The organism is Thiorhodococcus minor, from assembly GCF_010820565.1.
In the GTDB taxonomy this organism is placed as follows: Bacteria; Pseudomonadota; Gammaproteobacteria; order Chromatiales; family Chromatiaceae; genus Thiorhodococcus; species Thiorhodococcus minor.
In genome coordinates this window covers 1-810 of sequence record NZ_JAAIJQ010000304.1, presented here as the reverse complement: position 1 = coordinate 810, position 810 = coordinate 1, and the positions used below count along the sequence as shown (strand labels likewise).

1 protein-coding gene is annotated in these 810 nt (G+C 68.4%); it reads right to left on the bottom strand.

From position 1 onward, the window contains the following. Positions 1-15 precede the first annotated feature (15 nt). Positions 16-369 carry a hypothetical protein gene (locus G3446_RS28550; protein ID WP_245232846.1) on the bottom strand — a complete coding sequence of 118 codons (354 nt, stop codon included), beginning with the start codon at positions 367-369 and terminating at the stop codon, positions 16-18. Positions 370-810 lie beyond the last annotated feature (441 nt).

The following is an 810-nucleotide window of genomic DNA, read 5'->3' as shown; positions in this document are numbered from 1 at the left end:
CGACCAACACGCCGCTCAGCGCTGACTTCCATCAGCTAGCCCGATCGTGTAACCATCAAATTCGCTGACCGCACTCACCTGGCGCACATCATCCGCAAGGCCACGGGGCTCGAAGAGAGCTTCGATCGCCAGGCCCAGCGCTTCGGCACACACCTCCTGGAGGTCATCGCCACCGTGATCGCCGCGGTCGATGCCGTGCGCGGTGGCGCACCCCCACCGCCCGGCGGGCTGCGTGCCGCGCATGCGCCGATGCTCAATGCGCTCCTCGAGACTTGCCTGGCCCTGGTCGACGCTCCCCATGAGCAGACCCGCGCCTTGGCGCGCGAGCTGCTCGACGACTGGGACGCGTTCTGGGTCGTGCTGGATCATCCCGAGCTCCCATTCACCAACAATGAGCCGAGCGGACGCTGCGCCACTGGGTCATCGCCCGGCGCATCAGCCTGGGCACGCGCACCCCGCAGGGCTCCCGTGCCTTCGCGCTCATCGCCAGCTTCATCGAGACCTGCCGCAAACGTCAGACTTCGCCGTGGGCCTACATCGCCGAGGTGGTCCGCCAACGGCGCAAAGGACTTGAGGCGCCTGCGTTGCCGCAGCCAGCTGCGGCCTGATACTGCCCCCCGGAGCCTGGGGGGCTAAACGTTTAGCCCGTCAGCGACCGCGCCCACCACGTCCGGCCTATCTCCAACCGCTGGCCGCCTGGCGGAGGTGGCACCGGGTGGCCACGGGTGCTTACGCACCCGCGGCTCCCACAGATCCGGACGTGCGGGACTACGCATCCGGCTCCTCGGTTGAGCAGTCGCTACGCGACAT